Origin of the sequence: Lacticaseibacillus kribbianus, assembly GCF_020180945.1 — a bacterium.
In the GTDB taxonomy this organism is placed as follows: domain Bacteria; phylum Bacillota; class Bacilli; order Lactobacillales; family Lactobacillaceae; genus Lacticaseibacillus; species Lacticaseibacillus kribbianus.
On record NZ_JAIPUL010000001.1, the window covers coordinates 404,802 to 427,770 of the forward strand.

Below are 22,969 nucleotides of genomic sequence, written 5' to 3' on the forward strand. Positions count from 1 at the left end.
ATAGTGAGTCAAAGATAAGCCAATTATACTCGAATACAAAGGAAGTGCTCGTCCGTGACAAGAAAATCGCTAATCGTCGGCACCTGCGTCCTGATCGGCCTGCTGGTCAGCCTCCCGTTCAAAAAAATCCTGCTGGGCGTCGCCGTCGGCCTCGCCGTGGGCTACATCCTGGAGGCCTACACGCCGCTGTTCAAGAAGCGGTAGCCGCGCGCTTCGGTGGTGGCGGCCGCGGCCTCCGGGCTCCGGCCGCTACATCGTGTTTAATCCCCGGTGCTGGTGTGTCCAAGGATGTCCGGTGTGGCGTTTGCGACGAGAGTTTCGATACCTAGGGGGACAGACCGGGCAGCACCTGCCACGCCAACTGACGGACAAACCTCGTTGGTGTTTGTTTGACCATCGAGCCCGAAGCGATATCAATCGTTGGACTATACGCTGCCTTGTTTTGACGCGGCGCATGACAACATTACGGTGAGGGGATTTTTCACAATCTAGCGACCGGAGGGTTCCGGGTGGGGTGGGCAGCGAAAGGATAAGCCAACCGGATGACCCGCGGGTTGTGCGGGGCATTCGCTTGGCTTATCCCGGCAGATTTGGCGACGGATAGGCGCGAAGCGACTCCGGCGCCAAATCTAGGCCCGAGACCGCGGCTCGGGCCGGCCGCGCAGCCCACCCCACCCGGAACCCGGAGGCCGCGGCCAATGGACGCAAGGCGGGGCTCCCCCTCTGGGCCGTTGTTTCTGCGGCCCTTTAATGGTAAGATAGTACAACGCTTTTATTTAGAAACAAGGAGGGACCTCTTCCATGGCAGATCAAGAACAGGCACTGGAGCAGCAACACCTCGACGGCATCATGCGCCAGCTGGGCGAAGCCGATAAGCGGCTGAGCCAGGAGATTGAACGCACCAAGGCCGAGGAGAAGAACCTGAATCAGAACTTCTTCAGTGATTTCTCGATCAACCTCAGCAACGACGCCGAGGCCATCGAGACGGCGGCATCCATTCAGCAGCAGCAGCAGATGCTCGACGAGCGCGGCAACGCGTGGCGCCAGTCCACCCAGCTGCTGGCGACGGTGCGCCGCCTGACGGTCAACCCGTACTTCGCGCGGATCGACTTTCAGGAGGGCCAGGAGAAGCCGGAGACCATCTACATCGGCCTCGGGTCCTTCACCGACGCGCGCGGGAAGTTTCTGATCTACGACTGGCGCGCGCCGATCAGCTCGATTTACTACGACGGCGGCCTGGGGCAGGTCACCTACCAGACGCCGGACGGCCCGCAGACCGTGGACGTCGCCCTGAAGCGCCAGTTCGTGATCAAGGACGGCCAGATTCAGACGATGTTTGACACCACCGAGACCATCGGCGACCAGATGCTGCTCGAGGTGCTGGGCGAGAAGTCCGACACCCAGATGAAAAGCATCGTGACCACCATCCAGCGCGAGCAAAACCAGATCATCCGAGACACCTCGGCCGACCTGCTGTTCGTGCAGGGGGCGGCGGGGTCGGGGAAGACCTCGGCGGTGCTTCAGCGCGTGGCCTACCTGCTGTATCGCTACCGCGGCAACCTGACGTCTAGCCAGGTAATCATGTTCAGCCCCAACCAGCTGTTCTCCGATTACATCGGCAACGTCCTGCCGGAGCTTGGCGAGCAGAACATGGTGCAGTTCACCTACTACCAGTACGTGACGCGCCGCGTGCCGAACATCGAGGTGCAAAACCTGTTCGCCCAGTTCGAGCAGCGCCTGACCCCGGCGGCCAAAAAGGTTGCGCGCCTCAAGGGCAGCCTGGCCTTTTTCGCCGCGACCAAGGCCTACGCGGCAACGCTGGAGCAGGGCGGCATGAAGTTTCGCGACATCAAGTTCCAGGGCCGCGTCTTCTTCTCCAAGCGCCGCATCGCCGAGATTTTTTACAGCTACAACGAGAACTACCACCTCGGCAACCGCCTGAGCGCCACCAAGGAGCGCCTGATCAACGCGCTGAACCACCGCGTCGACGCCGAGATGCGCGCCGACTGGGTGCAAGAGGCGGTCGAGGGCCTGTCCGACGAGCGCATCCGCGAGCTGCAGAGCAACGGTCCGGCCGAGTTCAAGGACTCCGACGCCGAGTACAAGTTCTTCGCCAAAAAGATCGTGATGGACGCCTTCAAGCAGATTCAGACCGCCATCGTGCGCAACCACTTCCTGAACGTCCGCGGCCAGTACGTCGCGTTCCTCAAGAACGCGCCGGTGGACCTGGCCGCGTTCGGGCTGACGCAGGCCGAGTGGGACGAGCAGGCCGCGATTTTCCTGGAGCAGTTCCGGGACCGTCAGCTGACCATGGCCGACGCGACGCCGTACCTGTACCTCTACGACCTGATGACTGGCCGCCACGGCGAGCGGAACATGCGCTACGTCTTCATCGACGAAATCCAGGACTACACGCCGTTCCAGCTGGCGTACCTCAAGACCAGCTTCCCGAAGGCCAAGTTCACGCTGCTCGGCGACTTGAACCAGGCGATTTTCACCAAGTCCGACTCGCACACGCTGATCCAGGACGTCGGCAAGCTCTTCGACCCGGACAAAACGCGCGTGGTGCAGCTGACCCAGTCGTACCGCTCGACGCGCCAGGTGACCGAGTTCACCAAGGCCATCCTGCGCTCCGGCCAGCAGATCGAGGCGTTCAACCGCCAGGGGCCGCTGCCGGTCGTGTACCTGCGCGACACCGAGCCTGCGCTGGTCTCAGCGATGCTTGAGCAGATCCACATCGACGACCTGGCCAAGCAGACCACCGCGGTGATCGCCAAGACCCTGGAAGGGGCAACGCAGGTGTATGAGGAGCTGCGGGCCGCCGGGGTGCCGGTGACGCTGATCCAAAGCGAAAACCAGCGCCTGGCCGCCGGGGTGATCGTCGTGCCGTCCTACCTGGCCAAGGGGCTGGAGTTCGACGCCGTGATCCTCTGGCAGGCCAACGCGGCCAACTTCCACGAGGAGGACGAGCGCGAGCTGCTGTACACCATCGCCAGCCGCGCGATGCACCGCCTGACCATTTTTGCCACGCCTGACCTGTCGCCGCTTCTGGCCGACATCCCGGCCGCCTTATACGAAAAGAAGTAAGCCATGAGAATGAGTGAAACCAAGGCCGTGACCACGCACCGCGTGTTCCCGGCGCAACTGAACGAGCACGAAACCCTGTACGGTGGCCAGCTGCTGTACTGGCTGGATGAGGCCGCAAGCGTGGCCGCGCACCGGCTGGCGCGGCGCGGCATGGCGACCGGGGCGCTGGACAACCTCCAGTTCCTGGCGCCCGGCCACCTCGGCCAGGCCATCGAGTTCCACAGCGTGGTGACCGGCGTCGGTCGCCGCTCGATGGAGGTCTTCACCAAGGTGATCGAGGAGGACCTGGATGCGGGCTCCCACACGCTGATTGCGACGGCCTTCTCCACCTTCGTCGCCAACCCGGGCCCGGACCTCGCCACGGTCGAGGCGGACGAGCCGGAGCTGGTCGCCCTTGCCGCCGGCTACGCGACCCGCACCGCGGCCAACCGCGCCCGGCGCCACACCCTGGACGGCGTGGACCTGAGCCTGACCGAGTAGTCCGTCTGCCGCGCCCTCCGGCCCACGGGTCGGGGTGGGCTGTGCGGCCGGTTTCCGCCCGCCGGGCTCCAACCTAAAAGATGAGCCGACCCGGCGCCTTCGGCTTCGTGGTCGTCTCATCTTTTGCCGGAATCAGCGGCGCGAATGCCCCGCAAGACCCGCGGGTCATCCGGGCCGCTGATTCTTTCACGGCCCACCCCGACCCGTGGGCCTCCGGTCGCTCCCGTGAGCGTAAGGTGACTGGGTCTCGCGTTCGCTGTTTCGACGTGAGAAGGATGGGTGCGATGGTCACCTCTGACAACAGTCGAGCCAGGTTGTTAGACTGAAGGTGCGGACTGGCCCCGGGAAACCGGGGCCTTTATGGTACAGATGTCTAGCAAAGTGACACGTGGACTTTTTTGGTGCAAAAGGCCCACAGACGGGGAAGAAAACGCTACAATAGGCGTAGCGAATTAGCACAGTTTGGAGGGCTCAGTGATGCAAGCGTTGACCGAAGTGGTGACCCCGGGAACCTTTCTCATCATGCAAGTGACCGCGCGGCCGACGCTGGCGCGGCACCTGGCCGAGCTCGGGCTGCGCGCGGGGCAGCGGCTGACGGTGATTCAGACCAGTCGCAACGCCTCGGGGATGCTGATTTTCTTTCAGGGCCAGCGGCTGGCGGTGTCCGACGAGATTGCAGGCCAGGTTCAGGTCGCGCCGCTGCGCGAAGTCGACGACACGGCGCTGATCGCGCTGGCCGACCTGCCCGTCGGCGAGCGCGCGGTGGTCGGGCGAATCGACGGGGCCGGGCAGCTGCGCCAGCGGCTGCTCGACATGGGCCTGACCCGCGGCACGCTGGTTCACCTGATCCGCGTCGCACCGATGGGCGATCCGCTGGAGCTGGCTGTCCGCGGCTACAAGCTGACGCTGCGGCGCCAGGACGCGCTGGCGGTGCGGGTGGAAAGGATGGCGGCAGATGAGTGAGACCCTGGCCTTGATCGGCAACCCGAACTCGGGCAAAACGACGCTGTTCAACGCGCTGACCGGCGCGCGCCTGGCGGTCGGCAACTGGCCCGGCGTCACCGTCGAGCGCAAGGCCGGGCGGCTGAAAGCCGCCTCGGACGTCACGCTGCAGGACCTGCCCGGCACCTACTCGCTGTCGCCGTACTCCTCAGAGGAGCTGGTGACCCGCGATTTTCTCCTGAACGGGGATCCCAGCAAGGTGATCAACGTGGTTGACGCCACCAACCTCGAGCGCAACCTGTACCTGACGCTGCAGGTGATGGAGGCGGGGCGGCCGCTGATTCTCGCGCTGAACATGATGGATGCGCTCAAGTCCATGGGGCGCACCATCAACCTCAAGAAGCTCGGCTACGCGCTGGGGGTGCCGGTGATCGGCATTTCGGCGTTGAACCGCACCAACCTGGACGCCCTGGTGGCCACGGCGACGGCGCGCGAATCCGGCCGCTACCCGTACCCTGAGTACGACCCGCGCGTCGAGTCGGCCATCGGCATGATTGAGGCCCAGCTGACCGCGGTGCCGGCGGGGGAGCGGCGCTTCGACGCGATCCGGCTGTTCGAGCGCGACGCCGCCGTGCAAAAGGCGGTGGCGCTGACACCGGCGCAGCAGGCCGACATCGAGCAGACCATCCGGACGGCCGAGCGGCTGTTCGCCGACCGCGCCGACGCGATCATGGTCAACGCCCGGTACGATTTCATCGCCCGGGTCGTCGCGATGAGCGTGGTCGACACCGGCGACTTCGTGGAGACGGCGTCCGACCGCATCGACCGCTTCGTCACCAACCGCTGGTTCGCGCTGCCGATCTTTGCCGCGGTGATGTGGGCGGTGTACTACCTGTCGATCCAGACGGTCGGCACGCTTGGCTCCGACTGGCTCAACGACACGGTGTTCGGCCGCTGGCTGCCCGGTGTCGCCACGCACTGGCTGACCGCCTGGCACGTCGCGGCGCCGCTGCAGTCGCTTCTGGTCGACGGGCTGATCGGCGGCCTGGGGGCGGTGCTCGGGTTCCTGCCGCAGATTGCGATGCTGTTTCTGTGTTTGGGGATTCTTGAGGACTGCGGCTACATGGCGCGCATCGCCTTTGTGATGGACCGGGTTTTCCACCGCTTCAACCTGTCGGGCAAGGCCTTCATCCCGATGCTGATTGCGACGGGCTGCGGGGTGCCGGGCATCATGGCGACGCGCACCATCGAGTCGGACCGCGACCGGAAGATGAGCATCATGCTGACGACGTTCATGCCGTGCTCGGCGAAGCTGACCGTGATTGCGCTGGTCGCCGGGACCTTTTTCCCCGGCCAGTCGTGGGTCGCGCCCAGCGCCTACTTCATCTCGGTGCTGGCCGTCGTCGGTTCCGGCGTGTTCCTGAAGAAAACGCGGCTGTTCGAAGGCCCGCCCGCGCCGTTCGTGATGGAGCTGCCCGCCTACCACCGGCCGCTTCTGCGCAACCTCGGCCGAAGCGTCGGCCAGCGCTCGCTCGCCTTCGTGCACAAGGCCGGCACCATCATCTTCCTGTCCTGCGTCGGCCTGTGGTTTCTCAGCAACTTCAACTGGCGCCTGCAGATGGTCCCGCAAAACGCGAGCCTGCTGCGGGACCTCGGCAACCTGCTGGCCCCGGTGTTTTCGCCTTTGGGCTTTGGCGACTGGCGGGCGACCGTCGCGACCGTCGCCGGGCTGATCGCCAAGGAGAACTGCGTGGGGACGCTGCGCATCGCCTTTGGCCCCGGCAACTTTGCGGCTCAGCTGCGCGCGACCTACGCACCGATGGGGGGCTTTGCCTTTCTGGTGTTCAACCTGCTGTGCGCGCCGTGCTTCGCGTCAATCGGCACCATGTACAAGGAGTTCGGCCAGCGCAAGTGGACGCTGATGGCAATCGGCTATCAGACCGGCATCGCGTACCTGCTGAGCGTCGTGGTTTACCAGTCCGCGCGGCTGGTCGGCGGCCGCATCGACGGCCTCGGCCTCGCGTTCCTGCTGGTGGCCCTTGCTGCCATTGTGTACGGGCTGGTGCTCAAGCGCCCGCGGCCCGTCGCCTCGGAACAACTCGCGTAAAAAAAGGAGAGCTCGTTATGGCTACTGTCATCATCACCGTTTTGCTGGTCGCGGCCGTCGCCGCCGTGGTCTACACCCAGTTTCTGAGCAAGAAGCGCAAGGCGGCCGGCTGCAGCAAGTGCCAAGACGTCGGCTGCCCGCTGTTCGACCAGGCCCAGCGGCTGAAGGCCAACAACCAAAAGCACGCGTGAGGCCGACCGCGCGGCAGCCCGATTGCTGCCGCGGCCGGTTCCTGCACCGTTTTCCCCGCACCCTGGCACGCCTCGGCGTGACCCCATTCAATCGAGGACATCATGCAATCGCTAATGAATTACTACCAGTTCAGCCGCGCGGAGTGGTCGACCTTCCACGCCCACAACTTCGCCAGCGTCTCCGATGAGGAGCTGGAGTCGCTGCGCTCTTTGAACGATGCCATCAGCATGGACGACGTCAAGGCGATCTACTCGCCGCTGCGCCACCTGATTCACATCCGCTACCGCGACTACCAGCGCGCCGAGTTCAACCTCAGCCAGTTCATGGCCGCGCCGCACCACCCACACCCGTTCATCATCGGCATCTGCGGGTCCGTGGCGGTGGGCAAAAGCACGACGGCCCGGCTGCTGCAGCTGCTGTTGGCCCGCGCGTACCCGGACAAGCGCATCCAGCTGATCACCACCGACGGCTTCCTGTACCCCAACGCCGAGCTGGAGCGCCGCGGCATCCTGGACCGCAAGGGGTTCCCGGAGAGCTACGACATGGACCTGTTGATCCACTTCCTCAACAACGTCAAAAACGCGTCGGGGACCGTCCGCGCACCGAAGTACAGCCACCAGATCTACGACATCGTGCCCGGCGAGGAGGAGGTCATCGACCGCCCCGACATCCTGATCGTCGAGGGCATCAACGTCCTGCAGCTGCCGAGCCAGGCACCGATCTACGTCTCCGATTACTTCGACTTTTCGCTGTACGTCGACGCCGATCCTGCCCTGATCGAGCAGTGGTACCTCGAGCGCTTCGGGATGCTTCTGGACACCGCCTTCACCGACCCGACCAACTACTACTACCAGTACGCGATCGGCGACCGGGCGGACGCCTTCGCGATGGCGCGCGAGGTCTGGAAGGACGTCAACCTGAAGAACCTCAACGAGTACATCCTGCCGACCAAGAACCGCGCGGACGTGATCCTGCACAAAACGGATAAGCACGTGATCGACCGCGTCAGCCTGCGCAAGTTCTAGCGACCGACTGCACCAAGCGGCGGCGCCACCTTCCCAATCGGAGGGCGGCGCCGCCGCTTTGCGTTCAGGGGCCGGGGCAACGTCAGGCGCGCGATTTTTCACAAGCACCAGATTTGGCACCGCGGCGATTAGCTTCTACACTGAAGGGCAGGGGGTTGGCGTGGGCCGACCGCAACCAAAGGAGGCGTCCGAATGGTAGATGTCGAGTTGATGCAGCTGAATGCGCAGCTGGCGGCTTATGTGCCGCGGGTGGAGGTGACCGATCCCGTCGTGGTGGCGATGGTGTTTGCGCTGTCGGACCGCTGGCACGGCGACGTGGTGTACGAGGACCGGGCCTCGGGGCTGGCGACGGGGCAGCTGACGCCAGCGGCCTTCCACCTGGCCCTGGCGGCGCAGCTGGCGCAGGCCGCGCCCGGCCAGCTTGCGCTTGAGGTGAACCAGGTGGCCAACGCCGGCTACTTCACGCAGGACACGGAGGCGCTGCGCGAGTTCTTCCGCCTGGCCCCGGCGTACCACCTGACGCTTGAGCCGGGGCGGCTGGAGCTCGCCTGGCGCGGCCAGGCCGCGCGCCCCGGCGGGTGGCTGTGAGGACCGCGGCGCGCCCTGATTGTGAGCCACGCCCGGGCGGACGGTCGCCCGGCGCCGAACCGCGGGCTGCCACCTGACACGGGCAAAACTGGTCAAATCAAAACGGGCCCCGGCAATCAGTCGATTGCCGAGGCCCGTTCGTTGTGGTCGGTTAGTTGCCGAGGTCGTACACGGTGTAGGTCGGGTTGTTCAGGTCCTTCCAGTTGAACCCGTTGGCGGTGTTCAGCGCGTTTTGCTTGGTGTTGTAATTGTTCAGCACCACCGGCGAGAGGCCGAGCTCGGCGCGGGCGGCCGTGGAGACCTTCTGCAGGTCCGCGGTGGACGGCACCTGGTAGGCACCGCGGTTGATGTAGACGCCCAGGCCCTGAAGGATCTCCTTGTTGATGGTCTTGGCGGCGCCGCGGTAGTTCTCGGCGATGGTGACCATCTCGTCGAAGGTCAGGTCGGTGCGCATGCTGGTGGTCAGCGACGCCATGACGGACTTGTAGTTGGTCAGGGTGTTGGCGGACAGCAGCTTCTTGACAATCTGGGTGATCACTTCCTGCTGGCGTTGCTGGCGGCCGTAGTCGCCGAGCGGGTCCTCGTGGCGCATGCGGGCGTAGGCCAGCGCCTGGGCGCCGTTCAGGTGGGCGGGGCCCTTGGTGAAGGAGCCCTTGGCGTCGGCGTCGGTCCAGGAGAACTTGACGTTGACGTCGATGCCGCCGACCGCGTCCACGATTTTGGACAGGCCGGCCATGTTCACCAGCACGTAGTAGTTGACCGGCACCTCGATGAGGTCCTTGACCGCCTTGATCGCGGTGTCGACCTTGCCGAAGGTGTAGGCGGCATTGATCTTGGTGAAGCCGGTGTACATGGCGGTGTCCACGTGGACCAGGGTGTCGCGCGGGATGCTGTACATCGTCGTGCGCTTCTGTTGCGGGTTGATGGTGACCACGATCATCGAGTCGGTGCGCCCGGTGTCGCTGCGCCCGAACGCACCGGTGTCCGTGCCCATCAGCAGGATGCTGATGGGCTTGCGGTCCGCCAGGTGCACGGTGGTCTTTTTGGTGGTCTCCTTGGTCTTGACGAACGTTGAATCAACCGCGGTCTTGGTCTGCGAGTAGATCCGCAGCGCGTAGCCGCCGACCAGCGCAAGCGCCGTCAGCGCGACCAATAGCACGAGTTTGATGACCCGTCGGCGTGACGGGTTCGGGGTGTTGCTCCTACTCATACGGATAATCCTCCAACCTTTAGCTCCCTGTATTTTACTTGATTACCGGGAAAAAAGCTTCATTGACGCGGTAAAGTAACGAAAATGTTAAGAAATGACGGGGGACTTGCAACAACGACGCGGGCTTGACTGTGGGGACGGTGCCGGGATTGACGGGCGTGAGGCGCCATGCAGTGGCCTTACGTCGGTCTGGTTCGTCGGGCTATGTGCGGGAACGGCCACTCGTCCAGCTAAGGTCAGCACTTGGGCCAAAGTGCGGCCCAAGCCCTGCCTTACGCTAGCCGGTGGCCTAAGTGCGCCGCACCCCGCCCTGGTTCGTCGGGCTACGTGCGGCAACGGCCACTCGTCCAGCTAAGGTCAGCACTTGGGTCAAAGTGCGGCCCAAGCCCTGGCCTTACGCTAGCCGGTGGCCTAAGTGCGCCGCACTCCGCCCTGGTTCGTCGGGCTGTGTGCGGCAACGGCCACTCGTCCAGCTAAGGTCAGCACTTGGGCCAAAGTGCGGTCCAAGCCCTGGCCTTACGCTAGCCGGTGGCCTAAGTGCGCCGCACTCCGCCCTGGTCATGGCAGTAAGCGCCGCTTTTGGGCCTCGAGTTCGGGCCTGGTGATCACGCCGGCCGAGTAGAGCTGGTTGTACTTGAGCAGCTCGTCGGCCGGGCTTGCCGTGGCCTGCGGGGTCTGGGTGAAGTAGGCGGTGATCGAACTGGTCAGGGTACCGATCAACCCGATCCCGGTGAACATCAGGATGACGGCGACGGTGCGGCCGAGCAGGGTGTGCGGCGCAATGTCGCCGTAGCCGACGGTGGTCGCGGTGACAATCGCCCACCACAGGCCGTTGGCAAAGTCGGTGTGCTCGGCGTAGGCGTAGACGAACGTGGCCACCAGGATCAGGGCGGCGGACAGGCCGAGGTAGTAGATCAGCCCGCCGCCGCGCAGGAAGCGCATCAGCCGGCGGTGGAAGCCGGCCAGCGCGCGGTGCACGCGCGCCCTCACGGTCTGGCGCGCGGTGCGCACGCTGTGGGCCAGCTTTTGCAGGTGGGCCGGCGACATCACGCGGTCGGTCGGCACCAGCGCGGACAGGCGAAAGGTGTTGGTGGCCAGCATCCGCGCCTTGGTGTGGGCCATCAGCAGGCGCGCGAGGTAATCACTGGCGAACACCAGCAGGATGACGGTCAAAAGAATGCGACCGGGCACGGCGTTGAGGTGAATCCAGTTCAGCCAGTCCAGACCGACGAGCATCAGGGCCCCGACGGACACGGCGGTCAGCGCGAGGTTGTACAGGCGAAAGAAGCGTTCAAGTGTTGGGTGCATGCGATCACCTCCCATTAATCGTGTTATATCATAGCCCCGCACGTCCCGGACGCGCACGCGCCGGGCCTCGCCTTAAGGAAAATACAACCGGCACCACGCAATCTGGTATAATGAAAACAAGACTGAAAGGGGGACGGCGGCGGTGAAAGAACAAGACAAGGGCGTGCGCCTCGTGCGGCCCAAGCACCCAGTGAAGGCCAAGGCGGCGGTGGTGCCGCCGCTTGACCCGCAGCTGCCGCTGGCCCGCCAGAAGCTCTCCGCCGGCGCCAAGGCCAAGGCGGTGGGGCGGCTGGTGTTCACCCGCGTGATGGCCGCGGAGCTTGGGCCGACCTCGGCGTCTCTGGCCTACTACACGCTGCTGTCGCTTTTTCCCATGCTGATCACGCTGGGGAACCTGCTGCCGGTGTTCGGCCTCAACTACGACGGGGTGAGCGGCTACCTCGGGCAGGTGATTCCCGAAGACATCATGGCCTTCATCAACCCGGTGATTCACAACCTGCTGGCGTCCACCAGCGGCGGGGTGCTGTCGATTGGGGCGGTGGCCACCCTGTGGGCGGCGAGCCTCGGCATCGACGGGCTCAAAAACGGGTTCAACAAGGCGTACGGCGTCACGCCGCCGCAGAACTTCTTCATTCAGCGGTTGCTGTCGATGATGATTTTCTTCGTCATGATTGTCGCCCTGGGCGCCATCATGGTGGCGTTCACCTTCGGCCGTCAGTTCCTGGAGTGGCTGGTGCCGCTGCTTGGCCTGTCCGACGCCTGGCTTGAGACCTTCAACACCTGGCGCTGGCCGGTCACCCTGGCCGCCCTGATCCTCGTGATCTCAAGCATCGACTACTTCCTGCCCAACGCCAAAATTCGCTTCTGGTCCATCATTCCCGGCACCGTTTTCACCATCGGGGCCTGGCTGGGGCTGGCGCAGGCGTTCTCCACGTACATGCGCTACTTCGGCAGCCGGTTCAACTCGTACGGCACCATCGGGACGTTCATGGTGCTGCTGTTGTGGCTGAACTTCAGCGCGATGATGTGGCTGATCGGCGCGGTGATCAACGCGGTGGTCGCCGAGTACTTCACCGGGCGGCTGCACCACTCGCGCGGCAAGGTGCGCGACTTCGTCAAAAGGCGGCGAGCGAATGCAAGCCGCGATTAGGCGCCTGTTCACCGCGCACCGCGAGCTGCTTTTGTACCTGTGGTTCGGCGGCCTGACCACGCTGGTCAACGTCGCGATCTTCGCGCTGTTTGACCGCGGGCTGCACCTGGGCTGGACCGCGGCCAACGCCTGGGCCTGGATTGCGGCCGTCGCCTTTGCCTTCGTCACCAACCGGCGCTACGTCTTCGGCTCTGCCGCCGCGGGGGTCGCCGGCGCCTGGTGGGAGCTGGCCAAGTTCGTCGCCGCCCGGCTCGCCTCGCTTGGTCTGGACTACCCGTGCATGTGGGCGCTGATCTCGGGGCTGAGTGCCGGCAGCCTGGTCGCCAAGCTGGTCACACAGGTCGTGGTCGTCGTGGCTAACTTAGCGCTGAGCAAGTGGCTGGTGTTCGCAAGCCGCAAGTGAGGCGGCGCAGGGGGGCGCCAGTCGGCCTTCGCCTGCAGTGGGGGTGCTCGCGGCGTGTTTTCCCGGATTGGGAAACGCGCCGCGGGCGCCCTTTTGCGTGTGGACCAGGAGGTGGGAGACACGCAACCAGGAATGAAAAACGAAAATTGGTATTTGTATCTTAGAACTTAATTCCGCCTTTGAATGGGCGAACGCAAATTGTTGACGGATAACTGGTATGGTGTTAAGATGCACTCAGATGATTATCTTGGCACGGGGAGGCAGCCACGGCCGTGGCTGCGCACCCTCCACCGCGCGGGCCTGAGGTTGCGGTTAGCACCGCGCCGTCAAGCTGCCCTTGCCAAGCCGCAGTGTTGTGCCACACGGCTTTTAAGCGCAAACGCTTTAGTCGCAACCCCGGTACTAAGTGAGGGGACACCAGGGAGACCCGCTCCACCCCGCCGGCTGCATGCTGGCAACCGCCACTCCTAAACGAGCCAGCAGCGCGGTTGCCGGGACCGGTGGGTGCACCACAAGGACCACCACGGTAAGAGGAAGACAGAAACCTAGCTAAACAGGGCCAAAGCCACCGCACAGTGTGAGTGCGGTGGCTTCGGCGCGGCCGCCGCTGCTCAATGTTGCGGCGGCCTTTTTTGCGCGCCCAGGGACTTTGGTTAACCCCGCGAAGCGCCGCGTGGCGGGCTTTGCGTGGCTTTTTGCGGGCTCAAGCTGGTACGATAGAGTAAAGAGCCCAAAAAGGAGAAAACGATGGTGAATTACCTCATAACAGGCGGCGCGGGCTTCATCGGCGGGCACCTGGTGCGGCGGCTGCTGCGGGACCCGGCGGCGCGCGGGCGGTTCGACTACGTGGCGCTTCTGGCCGCCGACGCCTCGGTGCCGGCCACTGTGGCCGACCCGGTCGGTAGCACGCAGGTCAACCTGATGGCCAACCTCACGCTGATTGAGCAGCTGAAGGCGGCCGGGCATCCCGTGCGCAAGCTGTTTTTTGCCAGCTCGGCGGCGGTGTACGGCGACCTGCCGGGGCTGCCCAAGCGCGAGGCCGCCGCCGTGGCGCCGCAGAGCCCGTACGCGGTGGCCAAGTACGCGGCGGAACGCGCCGTGGTGACCAGCGAGCTGCCCGCGGTGTGCGGGCGGCTGTTCAACGTGTACGGCCCGGCCGCCGACGGGACGCTGAGCGGCTGCGGGGTGGTGGCGACCGCGGCGCGGCAGCTGGCCGCGGGGCTGCCGTTCACCGTGCACGGCGACGGCGGGCAGTCCCGCGACTTCGTGGCCGTTTCGGACGTCGCCGCCGTGATTGCCGGGCTTTTGCACGGCCCGGCCGCCGGGGTGGTGGTCAACGTCGGCACCGGGGTCGCCACCAGCCTGAACCAGGTGCTGGCGCTTTTGGCCGGCCGGCTTAATGTGCCGCTGCGACGGCTTTGGGGTGACCCGCGCGCCGGGGACGTGGCAGCCTCCCAGGCGGACGTCTCGGCCGTAGCCGCGCTTGGGCTGACCTGTCCCACCGCGCTGGGCACGGGGCTTGGCGTGGTGGCCCGGGCGGCGCAGCGCGACGCGGCGGCCTTTTTGAGCCGGATGCCAATGTCTTGGCAGTGTGGTAAGATAATCAAGGATTCATTTCACACAGATAGCCTAGAATTGGGAGATGCAAGTTTTTGATTACATTAAAATCACAACGCGAAATTGAGGGCATGGCCAAGTCCGGCGCCATTCTGGCCGGCATGCACAAGGCGGTGGCCGCCATCATCCGGCCGGGAATCTCCAGCTGGGAGATCGAAAAGGTCGGCCGCGAGTACATCGAAAGCCACGGGGCGATCCCCGCGGAGCTTGGGTTCGAGGGCTACAAGTACGCGACCTGCGTGTCCATCAACGACGAGGTCGCCCACGCGACGCCGCGCAAGGGTCTGTTCCTCAAGGAGGGCGACATCGTGGCCGTCGACACCGTGGTCAACTGGCAGGGCTACATGTCCGACTCCTGCTGGACCTACGCGGTGGGCAAGATTTCCGAGAAGCGCCAGAAGCTGATGGACGTGACCAAAAAGGCCCTGTACCTGGGCATTGACGCCGCGGTCGTTGGCAACCGCCTCGGCGACATCGGTTACGCCATCCAGCACTACACCGAAGACGAGAACGGCTACGGTGACGTGCGCGAGCTGATCGGCCACGGCATCCAGCCGACCATGCACGAGAGCCCGAACGTGCCGCACTACGGCGAGCCCGGTCACGGCCTGCGCCTGAAGGCCGGCATGACCATCACCATCGAGCCGATGATCACCACCGGCACGTGGAAAATCAAGGCGCACGACCTGCCCGGCGATGACTGGGAGTACTACGTGACCGCCGACGGCTCCGATTGTGCCCAGTACGAGCACACCATCGTGATCACCGACGACGGCCCGAAGATTCTGACCAGTCAGGATCCGGTGGCGGACGCCAAGTACCTGCTGTAACCGTAAGGCCGCGCTGTGGCGCGGCCTTTTTGGGATGCCGGACGAACCCAGGGCGAAGCCCGACGAAACCAGGGCGAAGCCCGACGAAACCAGGGCGAAGGGGCGCGGGCTACGGCGGGACGACAGCTTAGATTCCGGTTCAAGGCCGACTATTTGGCTGTCGGTGTTTGTCTTTCAGCCCGAAACTGCAAGTCGTGGCCAGGCCGTTCCGGAGTCCGGCCTTACCGTGATTGAATACCCACCACCAGAGAGGAGGGGACGCCATGCTGTCCATCATTGTGCCGTGCTTCAACGAGGAGGAAACCGTGCCGCGTTTCTTTGCGGCGGTCGAGGAACAGCGCAACGCGCTGGCCGAGGCGCTCGAGTACATCTTCGTCAACGACGGCTCCACCGACGGCACGCTCGCGCTTTTGCGCGGGCTGGCCGCCGCGCACGAGAACGTGCATTACGTCTCCTTCTCCCGCAACTTCGGCAAGGAGGCGGCGCTTTACGCCGGCCTGCAGCAGGCCAAGGGGCAGCTGGTGGCGGTGATGGACGCCGACCTTCAGGACCCGCCCGAGCTGTTGCCCAAGATGCACGAGATGCTGCGGCAGAACCCGGAGCTCGACTGCGTGGGCACGCGGCGCACCGACCGGAAAAACGAGCCGCCGGTGCGCAGCTTTTTCGCCCGGGCCTTCTACCGGCTGATTAACCGCATCAGCCAGACGCCGATGATCGACGGCGTGCGCGACTTTCGCATGATGACGCGGCCGATGGTGGACGCGATCCTCGCGTTGACCGAGTACAACCGCTTCTCCAAGGGCCTGTTCAGCTGGGTCGGCTTCAACGTCGACTACATCAGCTACGAGAACCAGGCGCGGGTGGCCGGGCAGACGTCCTGGTCGTTCGCCAAGTTGTTCAACTACTCGATTGAGGGCATCGTCAACTTCTCCGAGCTGCCGCTGAACCTGGCCTCGGTCGTCGGCGCCCTGTCCTGCGTCGGCTCCGCCGTTGCGATGGTGTTCATCATCGCCCGCGCGCTTTTGTACGGCGACCCGACCGCGGGCTGGCCGTCCCTGGTGTCGATTGTCCTGTTCATCGGCGGCATTCAGCTGCTGTGTCTGGGCATCATCGGCAAGTACATCGGCAAAATTTTCCTGGAAACCAAGAAGCGGCCGCTGTACATTATCAAAGAAACTGACGAAAGTGAGGCCCACCCATGGCACGCCTAACCCTTCTGGGGACGCCGTTCGACGACGGCACCCAGCAAGACTTCCTGACCCGCTTCACCGCGCGCATGCGCGAGGGCGTCGGCACCTTCGTGGTGACCGCCAACCCCGAGATTGTGATGTACGCCCGCAGCCACCCGGAGTACCGCCGCCTGATCAACACGCAGGCGGACTTCGTGACCGCCGACGGCATCGGGGTGCTGCTCGGCGCCCGCATCATGGGCCAGCGGCTGGCCGCGCGTGTCACCGGCTACGACCTGATGACCGCACTCTTAGCCCAGGCCGCCGAGCGCGGCCAGCGCGTCGCCCTGGTCGGTGCCAAGCAGGCTGTGCTGGAGCAGGCCGCCGCCAAGCTGGCCGCCCAGTACCCGCAGCTGGACCTGTGCTACCTGCACAACGGCTACTTCGTGCTGGACGACCCGACCGTCGCCGCCGCGCTGGTCGAGGCCAAGCCCGACCTGGTTTTTGCCGCGCTCGGCTTTCCCAAGCAGGAGTTCTTCCTGGCCGGCGTGGGTGAGCGGCTGCCGCACGCCTTTTTGATGGGCGTCGGCGGCAGCTTCGACGTGCTCGCCGGGGCGGTGCGCCGCGCACCGCGGTGGATGCAGCGCGCGCACCTGGAGTGGTTCTACCGGCTTCTCAAGGAGCCCAGCCGCCTCGGCCGCATGATGGTGCTGCCCCAGTTCGTCTGGGTGGTCTGGCGCGCACGCAAGAAGGAGTCGCGATGAAAGAGCTGGTCAAGGAATGGATCAAGGCGGCCTACCTGTTGGCACTGCGCGTACTGCCGATCAGCGCCAGGAAAACGGCCAAGGTGTTGTACTACGCGACCTTCGCCGGCAACGACGCTGGGGTGATCGAGGCGCTGCACGCGCGCTACGGCCAGGACTTCGTGGTGTTCGCAACACCTAAGGCCAAGGCCCAGCTGTCTGCGCTCAGGGCGGCCGGCGTGCACGTCGAGCTGCTCGGACGCTCGCGCCTTTTCACGCAGAACCTGATCAGCTACCTCAAGTCGGCGCGGGTGGTCGTGGTCGACGACTACCTGCCCGAGCTCAGTCTGGTGGCGCACCCGCGGGTGATTATGCTGTGGCACGCCAACGGGGCAATCAAGCGCTTCGGCTGGGGCAACCCGGCCACGGGCCGGCGCCCGGCCGGCGACCGCCGGCGCTTCACCACGGTTTACGGCAAGTACACCGACATCCTCACCGGGTCCGACCGCATGGGGGACATCTTCGTCGAGAGCTGGCGGGTTTCGCCCGACGTGATCAGGCCACTGGGCTTTGTGCGCTCGGACCTGCTGGTGGACCAGCACCCGACGCAGGCGCCCGCGGTGCCGGTGCTCTACGCGCCGACCTACCGCCGCAACCCGCGGGCGATGCGCGCGGTGCTCGCCCAGGCGTTCGCCGCCTTCGCCAAGCTCGACGTGCCGGTGCTGGTGAAGCTGCACCCGGCGGTGACCGACGCCGTGGTGCCGGCGCTGCCGGCCAACGTGACGCTGGTCGCCACCCCGCTTGAGGACCTGTACGGTCGGACGGCGACGCTGGTCACCGACTACTCGAGCGCGGCGTTCGACTACGTGCTCTGCCGCGACCGGCCGCACGTGGTGTTCTTCACCCCGGATCTCGCCGATTACGCGCAGCGGCCGGGGCTTCAGGCCGACTTTGCGGCCGGCGCGCTCGGGCCGCTGGTGCAAGACGGCGCGGGGCTGGTCGCCGCGCTGAATCAGCCGCCGGATCCGGCGGTTGAGGCGGCGCTTGCGGCGTGGAACCAGTACAACGACGGGCACGCCGGGGCGCGGCTGCTGGCGCTGGTGGCGGACAGTTTCTAAAGAAATGGCTATGATTGGTCGTTTTTGACTGCCACGGTGCCGGGATGTATTTGTTTCGCCCGCCTTTCATGGTAGTATGAGGGTTAAACTGGCAACTTTATGGAATGGGGAAAAAACCGATGAAACGTGTGATTACTTACGGTACCTTCGACTTACTGCACTACGGGCACATCGAGCTGCTCAAGCGGGCTAAGGCCCTCGGTGACTACCTCGTGGTGGCACTGTCCACCGACGAGTTCAACTGGGACAGCAAGCAAAAGAAGTCCTACTTCTCCTACGAGAAGCGCAAGAAGCTTCTGGAGGCGGTGCGCTACGTCGACCTGGTGATCCCGGAAGAGAGCTGGGACCAAAAGGAAAAGGACATCAAGCTCTACCAGATCGACACCTTCGTCATGGGCGACGACTGGAAGGGCAAGTTCGATTACCTGCGCGACGACACCGACGCCGAGGTGATCTACCTGCCGCGCACGCCGGAAATCTCGACCACGCGGATCAAGACCGACCTCAACTCGAAGTAGGAGCCTAGCCACTCATGAAGAAAATTGCCATTCTGGGGTTCAACATTTTCTCACCCGGTGGGACCTCGCGCAGTAACATCAACCTGCTGGAGGAGTTCGGCCGGGCAGGGTACACCATCACGTTCTACAACTTCCGGCCGTTCACGCACGGCGACCTGCGCAAGCTTCAAAAGCGCGAGCCCGCCGCGGCCAACGTCGCCTTCAAGTTCATCAAGGAGCTTGAAAACGATCCGCTGGACTACGAGTACTTCTTCATCACCCGCGAGAACTTCTTCTGCGTGGCGCCGTACATCCGTGCGAACAGCCAGGCCAAGGTGGTCGGCGAGATTCACACGCCGCTGGCCATGATCGAGGAGGAGGACCTCGCAAGCTACCTGCGCTACTTCACCTGCGTCCGCGTGGCGACGGCCTCCATCAAGGCGGAGGTCGAGCGCCGTTTCGGCTGCCACAACGTGTACGTCCAGACCGTCAGCCTGGAGCACATCGACGTGACGCCGCAGCCCTTCGACCCGTCTTTGGTCGATTCGGAGGGCCACATCAACCTGGCAATTCGCTCGCGCTTCGACCACGAAAAGGACATCCCGGCGGCCATCAAGCTGATCGACTACCTGGTGAACTACCTGAAGCACGACGAGTACCACATGTACATCACGGGTTACGGTCCCAGCGGCACCCTGTACCACAACCTGACCAAGTACTACCAGCTCGAGGACCACATTCACTTCAACGAGAAGGTCGTTCCTGAGCGCCACCTCTACATCTCCACCTCGTTTTACGAGACGCTGGGCTACTCGGTGCTCGAGGAGTTCGCGGCCGGGCACCCGGTGCTGCTGTTCCCCGGCAACGACGGCGTGGTGAAGGAGAACTTCGGCGCCTTTGCCGATTGCGTCTGGTTGACCAAGGTGCCGGAAGACGATGTGCCGAACATCTTTGACTTCGTGGCCAAGCCGCGGACCGAGGAGGCGTACCGCCACAACCTAGCCCTGATTGCCGAGATGAAGGCGGGCTACGTCGAGAAGTTCGAGCAAAACACCGCCGCGTTCGCGGCAGGCAGCCAGTCGGTTGCCCCGGCCTCCTACAGCTACGACGAAATGTGGACCGCGCTTCAAAAGCGCACCAAGTTCGACGGCATGCGCCGCTTCCGCCGCTTCTACTACAAGCTGCGCCGGATTCCAGCCTTCGGGGCGCTGATCAAGCAGGACTGGATTCGCGTTCCGGCCATGCACTTCCTCAGCCGCTTCGTCGGCGAGACCCCGGACTTCACGTCGCAGGAGCCGATCAGCGACAACAAGTACTTCATCGAGTCCTTCCACGGCACCAACATCTCGGGGGACCCGAAGTACTTCGGCCTGGCCATCAAGCGGCGTCATCCCGACGCCGAGGTCTACGTCAGCTCGCGCAACCAGCTGGTCGACATGGAGGCCATCGCCAACGGCTTCACGCCGGTGCGGGTGGGCAGCCTGCGCTACCTGGAGAAGTTCCAGCAGTCCAAGTACGTCTTCATGAACGGCAACACCCTGGACAAGGCCGGCAAGCGCGACGGCCAGGTCTTCGTTCAGACCTGGCACGGCTTTCCGATGAAGCAGATGGTCAACGACCTGGCCGACCCGGAGCAGCGCGAGAACGAATCGACGGCGTTCGCGCCCCGGATGCAGAAGTGGGATTACCTGACCACCTCTTCCGAGTACAACGTCGAGCTGCTGCGCTCCGCCTTCCGCCTGGCCGACAACGACCATCTCACCGTCTTCCACAACGGGACGCCGAAAAACGAGTACCTGCTGGCCAACGGCGACTCCGAAGCCGAGAAGCAGCGCGTCTTTGAGAAGTACTTCAACCGGCCGTACGACGGCAAGCACAAGATTGTGCTGTTTTGCCCGACCTGGCGCAAGGGCAACCGCTCGGATGTCTCCGAGCTGGAGCTGAAGGCCGTGGTCGACGCGCTGCCGGAGGAGTACCTGATTGTGGTCAAGCTGCACCCGCTTGAGGGCCGCCTGCGCAAGCAGTACGCGGAGCTCGATCCGCGCATCTTCTGCTTCTACAACGAGCTGGTTGACATCCAGGAGCTGTACGTCCTGTCCGACCTGCTGATTTCCGATTACTCCTCCGCGATTTTCGACTACGCGCTCTTGAACAAGCCGATTCTGGTCATGCAGGAGGACGAGGAAGATTACCAGCAAAGCATCGGCTGGTACTTCGACATCGAGTCCGAAACCGGGCTGCACGCCCGCAGCTACACGGCCCCGGAGCTGACCACCGCGATTCTCAACGCGCCGGACACCCGGGAGGCCTCGGCCCAAATCAAAACGAAGCTTCTGACCGAAGAGCACGTCGGCTCGACCGATGAGGTGCTCGACGCCATCGGCGCCGCGAAGGCCTAACACGAATACCAGGCAGGGGAGTCGCGCGCAGGAGCTGCGTGAGGCTCTTTTGCTTTTTTCAGGGCAAAGGCATCGTTTTGCTTAAATTTTCACCAAGGCACCGAGGCCCATGCGCCCGTGTGTATAATAGACAAAGGCTTTACTCAGAAAGGGGCTGCAGGCAGCTTGGACAAGAAACTCAAGATTCGTGCGCGTTTTCTCACCAAGGAATACGACATGATGAAGACCAAAAGCGACATGCTGAAAACGCTGATGCCGTTCGGTCACACCAACATCGAGAAGTTCTGGGCGCTCAAGGGCGTCAGCTTCGATATTTACGAGGGCGACAGCGTCGGGATCGTTGGCCTGAACGGCGGCGGCAAGTCCACGCTGTTGAACATCGTCTCCCAGATCATCCCGCCGACCTCCGGCCAGCTCGAGGTCAACGGGGCGACCAACATCATCTCCGTCGGTGCCGGGCTGAACGGCAACCTGACCGGCCGCGAGAACATCATCATGAAGTGTGAGATGCTCGGCATGAGCATGACCGAGATCCACGAGAAGATGGACGAGATCATCCAGTTCGCCGGCGACCAGGTCATCGGCAAGATCGACCAGCCCGTCAAGACTTACTCCAGCGGGATGAAGAGCCGGCTGGGCTTCAGTGTGCTGGTGCACCAGGATCCGGACATCCTGATCATCGACGAGGCCCTGAGTGTCGGCGACGCGCCGTTCTTCGAGAAGGGTGTGGCCCGGATGAAGGAGTTCAAGGCCCAGGGCAAGACCATCATGTTCGTCAGCCACAGCCTGACGCAGGTCCAGGAGCTCTGCGACAAGGTGATTTGGATCGACCACGGCCGCGTGGTGATGGAGGGGCCGGCCGACACCGTGCTGCCTCAGTTCGAGGAGTTCCAGCGCACCTACAACAAGAAGTCCAAGGCGGAGCGGGCCAAGATCACCCGCGAGTCCGGCAAGCAGTTCAGCCTGCAGGAGCTGCGCGACGCCAACCCGACGGAGCCTTCCAGCTTCTTTGAAAAGCGCCTGTACGATCAGCCGTTCACGTGGCAGACCAAGACGGTGCTGACTATTCTGGTGTTCGTGCTGGCATTCACACTTGCGGCCTTCCTCAAGGGGATTCCGCTGCGCACCGCCGTTCAGGCGCCGCTTGCCATCATCAGTCTGAAGTGGTGGATCGGCATCGCAGTGGTCATCGCGGCGGCCATCATCGGCGGCAGCCTCAGTCGTAAGCGCAAGGAAAGGCATGTACTGGACTAATGAAAGAAACCTGGTTAGTGCTGCGTGAGCAGTTCAAGAATTTCAACATCATCAACCGCCTGGCCAAGTACGACGAGAAGTCGACCTTCCAGGCCCACCTGCTGGGCAACGTCTGGCAGATTCTGGATCCCTTGATCAACATCGCCATCTACTGGTTCGTCTTCGGCCTGATCCTCTACGGGAACAAGCTGATGGACGGCTACGCCTACATCGCCTGGCTTCTGCCCGGCTTCATCGCCTGGCAGTTCATGCGCTCCGAGATTCTCGGGGCCAGCAAGAGCATGGTCGGGCGGGCGCAGATGGTCAGCAAGATGCGCTTTCCCGTGTCCACGATTCCCAGCATGACGCTGGCCAACCAGCTGATCAACTACTGGTGGATGCTGGGCATCAGCATGGTCATCATGTTCATCTACGGGGTGCGGCCGTCATTGTTTTGGCTGCAGTTCCCGTACTTCTTCCTGTGCATGATCGCCTTTTTGTACGCGATGGGGCTGGTCACCTCGACCATCACCGTGATCGTGCGTGACTTCCACACGCTGCTGAACAGTGCCATGCAGCTGATGTTTTGGATCAGTGGCACGGTCTTCAACTTTGGCGGCAACGCCGTCCTCGAAAAGCACCCGCTGATCATTCGCATCATCGAGATCAACCCGTTCTACTACGTCATCGCGGGGATGCGCGAGACGTTCCTCGGCACGGGCTGGTTCTTCCACGACATTCGCGCCATGATCATCTTCTGGTCGATCATCGGGCTGCTCTTGATTGTCGGCAGCCACATCCACCTGAAGTTCCGGAGCCGCTTCATTGATTACATTTAACTGCTGACGTCGCCGGTTGGGCACCTGGCGGG

At 63.9% G+C, this 22,969-nt stretch carries 21 protein-coding genes; 19 read left to right on the forward strand and 2 right to left on the reverse strand.

What is annotated here, in order from left to right:
* Positions 1-33: 33 nt before the first annotated feature.
* From LE416_RS01975 to LE416_RS02010, 8 genes are all read left to right on the forward strand, one after another.
* Positions 34-204 (forward strand): Tat pathway signal protein, encoded by a 171-nt coding sequence (locus LE416_RS01975; RefSeq protein ID WP_225047818.1) that lies wholly within the window; start codon positions 34-36, stop codon positions 202-204.
* A 597-nt stretch (positions 205-801) separates the two neighbouring features.
* On the forward strand, positions 802-3,087 hold the full coding sequence (gene helD, locus LE416_RS01980) for an RNA polymerase recycling motor HelD (protein WP_225046819.1): 2,286 nt from the start codon (positions 802-804) through the stop codon (positions 3,085-3,087).
* Positions 3,088-3,090: 3 nt separating this feature from the next.
* Positions 3,091-3,567 carry an acyl-CoA thioesterase gene (locus LE416_RS01985; protein ID WP_225046820.1) on the forward strand — a complete coding sequence of 159 codons (477 nt, stop codon included), beginning with the start codon at positions 3,091-3,093 and terminating at the stop codon, positions 3,565-3,567.
* Between the two features lie 477 nt (positions 3,568-4,044).
* Positions 4,045-4,530 (forward strand): ferrous iron transport protein A, encoded by a 486-nt coding sequence (locus tag LE416_RS01990; RefSeq protein WP_225046821.1) that lies wholly within the window; start codon positions 4,045-4,047, stop codon positions 4,528-4,530.
* Positions 4,523-6,616, forward strand: a complete 2,094-nt coding sequence (gene feoB / locus LE416_RS01995; RefSeq protein ID WP_225046822.1) for a ferrous iron transport protein B — start codon at positions 4,523-4,525, stop codon at positions 6,614-6,616. Before LE416_RS01990 ends, feoB begins: the two co-directional genes overlap by 8 nt.
* A 17-nt stretch (positions 6,617-6,633) precedes the next feature.
* Positions 6,634-6,807, forward strand: a complete 174-nt coding sequence (locus LE416_RS02000) for a FeoB-associated Cys-rich membrane protein (protein ID WP_225046823.1) — start codon at positions 6,634-6,636, stop codon at positions 6,805-6,807.
* A gap of 102 nt (positions 6,808-6,909) precedes the next feature.
* Positions 6,910-7,833 carry a type I pantothenate kinase gene (gene coaA, locus LE416_RS02005; protein ID WP_225046824.1) on the forward strand — a complete coding sequence of 308 codons (924 nt, stop codon included), beginning with the start codon at positions 6,910-6,912 and terminating at the stop codon, positions 7,831-7,833.
* Between the two features lie 192 nt (positions 7,834-8,025).
* Positions 8,026-8,421 (forward strand): hypothetical protein, encoded by a 396-nt coding sequence (locus LE416_RS02010; protein ID WP_225046825.1) that lies wholly within the window; start codon positions 8,026-8,028, stop codon positions 8,419-8,421.
* A gap of 151 nt (positions 8,422-8,572) precedes the next feature.
* On the opposite strand, the gene LE416_RS02015 is transcribed toward LE416_RS02010, so the two are convergent.
* On the reverse strand, positions 8,573-9,631 hold the full coding sequence (locus LE416_RS02015) for an LCP family protein (RefSeq protein ID WP_225046826.1): 1,059 nt from the start codon (positions 9,629-9,631) through the stop codon (positions 8,573-8,575).
* 558 nt (positions 9,632-10,189) lie between these two features.
* Positions 10,190-10,939: an ion channel gene (locus LE416_RS02020; RefSeq protein ID WP_225046827.1), complete on the reverse strand. Its 750-nt coding sequence runs from the start codon at positions 10,937-10,939 to the stop codon at positions 10,190-10,192.
* Between the two features lie 190 nt (positions 10,940-11,129).
* On the opposite strand from LE416_RS02020, the gene LE416_RS02025 reads away from it, so the two are divergent.
* The 11 genes from LE416_RS02025 (at position 11,130) to LE416_RS02075 (ending at position 22,937) form a co-directional block, all read left to right on the forward strand.
* Positions 11,130-12,089, forward strand: a complete 960-nt coding sequence (locus LE416_RS02025) for a YihY/virulence factor BrkB family protein (RefSeq protein ID WP_420844375.1) — start codon at positions 11,130-11,132, stop codon at positions 12,087-12,089.
* Positions 12,073-12,492 carry a GtrA family protein gene (locus LE416_RS02030; RefSeq protein WP_225046829.1) on the forward strand — a complete coding sequence of 140 codons (420 nt, stop codon included), beginning with the start codon at positions 12,073-12,075 and terminating at the stop codon, positions 12,490-12,492. The genes LE416_RS02025 and LE416_RS02030 overlap by 17 nt, the downstream gene beginning before the upstream one ends.
* A gap of 747 nt (positions 12,493-13,239) precedes the next feature.
* Positions 13,240-14,148 (forward strand): NAD-dependent epimerase/dehydratase family protein, encoded by a 909-nt coding sequence (locus LE416_RS02035; RefSeq protein ID WP_225046830.1) that lies wholly within the window; start codon positions 13,240-13,242, stop codon positions 14,146-14,148.
* Complete coding sequence (gene map / locus LE416_RS02040) at positions 14,145-14,939, forward strand: type I methionyl aminopeptidase (protein ID WP_225046831.1); 795 nt, start codon at positions 14,145-14,147, stop codon at positions 14,937-14,939. Before LE416_RS02035 ends, map begins: the two co-directional genes overlap by 4 nt.
* A 263-nt stretch (positions 14,940-15,202) precedes the next feature.
* Positions 15,203-16,150 carry a glycosyltransferase family 2 protein gene (locus LE416_RS02045; RefSeq protein WP_225046832.1) on the forward strand — a complete coding sequence of 316 codons (948 nt, stop codon included), beginning with the start codon at positions 15,203-15,205 and terminating at the stop codon, positions 16,148-16,150.
* Entirely contained in the window at positions 16,138-16,872 is a 735-nt protein-coding gene (locus tag LE416_RS02050; RefSeq protein WP_225046833.1) for a WecB/TagA/CpsF family glycosyltransferase, read from the forward strand. The genes LE416_RS02045 and LE416_RS02050 overlap by 13 nt, the downstream gene beginning before the upstream one ends.
* A complete protein-coding gene (locus LE416_RS02055; RefSeq protein ID WP_225046834.1) occupies positions 16,869-17,969 on the forward strand; it encodes a CDP-glycerol glycerophosphotransferase family protein in 1,101 nt (366 codons plus the stop codon). Before LE416_RS02050 ends, LE416_RS02055 begins: the two co-directional genes overlap by 4 nt.
* A 119-nt stretch (positions 17,970-18,088) precedes the next feature.
* The gene (gene tagD, locus LE416_RS02060) at positions 18,089-18,487 is read left to right on the forward strand and encodes a glycerol-3-phosphate cytidylyltransferase (RefSeq protein WP_225046835.1); all 399 of its coding nucleotides are present in this window, start codon (positions 18,089-18,091) and stop codon (positions 18,485-18,487) included.
* Positions 18,488-18,501: 14 nt separating this feature from the next.
* Positions 18,502-20,865 carry a CDP-glycerol glycerophosphotransferase family protein gene (locus tag LE416_RS02065; protein WP_225046836.1) on the forward strand — a complete coding sequence of 788 codons (2,364 nt, stop codon included), beginning with the start codon at positions 18,502-18,504 and terminating at the stop codon, positions 20,863-20,865.
* Between the two features lie 165 nt (positions 20,866-21,030).
* Positions 21,031-22,119 (forward strand): ABC transporter ATP-binding protein, encoded by a 1,089-nt coding sequence (locus LE416_RS02070; protein ID WP_225046837.1) that lies wholly within the window; start codon positions 21,031-21,033, stop codon positions 22,117-22,119.
* Positions 22,119-22,937 (forward strand): ABC transporter permease, encoded by an 819-nt coding sequence (locus LE416_RS02075; protein ID WP_225046838.1) that lies wholly within the window; start codon positions 22,119-22,121, stop codon positions 22,935-22,937. Before LE416_RS02070 ends, LE416_RS02075 begins: the two co-directional genes overlap by 1 nt.
* Positions 22,938-22,969: the final 32 nt, after the last annotated feature.